This window comes from Actinomadura sp. BRA 177 (genome assembly GCF_013372625.1).
GTDB lineage: Bacteria > Actinomycetota > Actinomycetes > Streptosporangiales > Streptosporangiaceae > Spirillospora.
The window spans coordinates 1-967 of the sequence record NZ_JABXFD010000602.1 but is presented as its reverse complement, the minus strand read 5'-3'; the positions used below and the strand labels follow the sequence as shown (position 1 = coordinate 967).

Below are 967 nucleotides of genomic sequence, written 5' to 3'. Positions count from 1 at the left end.
TCCCCGCCGACACCCCGTCGTCCTCGTCGGCCACTCCATGGGCGGCATGACGATCATGCGGTACTGCGACGAGAACCCCGGCCTGGTCGGCCGCCGGATCCTCGCGACCGGCCTGCTGTGCACCTCGTCCGGCGGCCTCGGCGAGGTCAGCCTCGGCATGCCCGCCCTCGTCGCGCGCACCACCCACCGCGTCCTGCCCCGCGCCCTCGCCGCGCTCGGCGCCGGCTCCGGCGCCATCGAGCGGGTCCGCCACCTCGGCCGCGACGCCGCCACCCTCGTCGAGGACCTCGTCGCCTTCGGCCCCGACGCCAGCCCCGCCGCCGTCGGCTTCGCCGAGCAGCTGATGACCGAGACCCGCATGGACGCCTTCGTCGACTACTTCCGCTCCATGATCACCACCGACGTGATCAGCGACTGCGCCTCCCTCGCCGGCGCCGACACCCTCGTCCTCGGCGGCGAGAACGACATGCTCACCCCGGTCGAGCACAGCCTCAAGATCGCCTCCTGCGTCCCGTCCGCCCGCCTGGAGGTCGTCCCCGCCGCCGGCCACATGGCCATGCTCGAACGCCCCAGCGTGGTCTCCGACCACCTCGGCGACCTGATCGAAAGAGCCCGCAAAACCCTCGCCGCCTAGGAAGCTCGGCCACCGGAGCACGGGCATGCCCGACGACGCAGGCGACCGCAGCGCCCACAGACCGCAACGGGCACAACGACAGAAACAAGGCGTGAGGATCGCCTGCGTCGTGACGGGGGTTCCAGGGGGGTCGCCCCCATGGGCAAACACTGTCGGTCGCAGGCTCTAGGCTGCCGCGCATGGCGAAGGCTAAGACTGCCAAGGCGGCCTATCGGTGCTCGGAGTGCGGCTGGCAGACGTCCAAGTGGGTGGGGCGCTGCGGCGAGTGCCAGACGTGGGGGACGGTCACCGAGGCGGCGTCCGCCACGCCGGCGCGGGTGGTGTCGGCGTGGC

General features: G+C 72.5%; 1 protein-coding gene and 1 pseudogene. Both read left to right on the top strand.

Features of this window, described 5'->3' with window-relative positions; genetic code table 11:
- The coding region (locus HUX53_RS33990) for an alpha/beta fold hydrolase (protein ID WP_176407376.1) at positions 1–634 on the top strand (634 nt) is incomplete at its 5' end.
- Between the two features lie 179 nt (positions 635–813).
- A pseudogene (locus HUX53_RS33985) lies at positions 814–967 on the top strand (DNA repair protein RadA); the annotation flags it as partial.